At 45.9% G+C, this 704-nt stretch carries 1 protein-coding gene and 1 pseudogene; both read right to left on the minus strand.

All coding sequences use genetic code 11. From position 1 onward, the window contains the following. On the minus strand, positions 1-394 hold a 394-nt coding region (locus R7Q11_RS26360), incomplete at its 3' end, for an alcohol dehydrogenase catalytic domain-containing protein (RefSeq protein ID WP_225467020.1). Positions 395-441: 47 nt separating this feature from the next. Next, positions 442-704: pseudogene (locus R7Q11_RS26365) on the minus strand (PTS mannitol transporter subunit IIBC); the annotation flags it as partial.

Here is a 704-nt window from a genome sequence, read left to right on the forward strand (position 1 = left end):
CACAGCCTAAGTCGATAGCGATTTTAGGAATAATGGAATACGTTGCATTGCCACCAAAGGTTTCGTAGCTGTAACCCGCAGAATAACCACTAGGCAAGCCCATGGCAGGTTGCAAAACAAAGTAGTCACCAGCTTTGAATTGATCTTTTAGATTCTCACCGACTTCAACAATCACACCTGCGTATTCATGACCTGTCATCACTGGCACTTCGTCAATGTTTTCAGGAACGCGTTTGTGTTTGCTACCTAACAATGCTGCTTTGTAAGTGGATAGACAAATGCTGTTTGAAATGTTTTTAACCAGAAGTTCGTCGGCTGAAATGTTTGGTAAATCAAAGGTTCTTAATTGAACGTTTTTCTCACCACAGATAACCGCTGCCGTTGTTTGTACCATGATTTCTCTCCTAATTGGGGCGATACCTGCCGCCCCAAACTGCATTGTTAGGCTGGTTGCTCAGTCGCGACGGTTTGTTGCTTAATCTTAAACATCAGCTCGTCAAGCGCTGGGTCGTTGAGGAAGTTCTTGATCGTTACGACTGGTAAACCTGTCGCGTTGACTGCGCGGCTTTCTAAGCTCTCGTGTGTCACGACGATATCGGCTTCACTCGGGACTTTCTCGATGGCAAAGTTCTTCACTTCAATATCTATCCCAGCTTGTACCAGCTTGCGTTTGAAGGTCGATGCGCCCATTGCACTAGAGCCCA

It is taken from the genome of Vibrio sp. 970 (assembly GCF_033339075.1).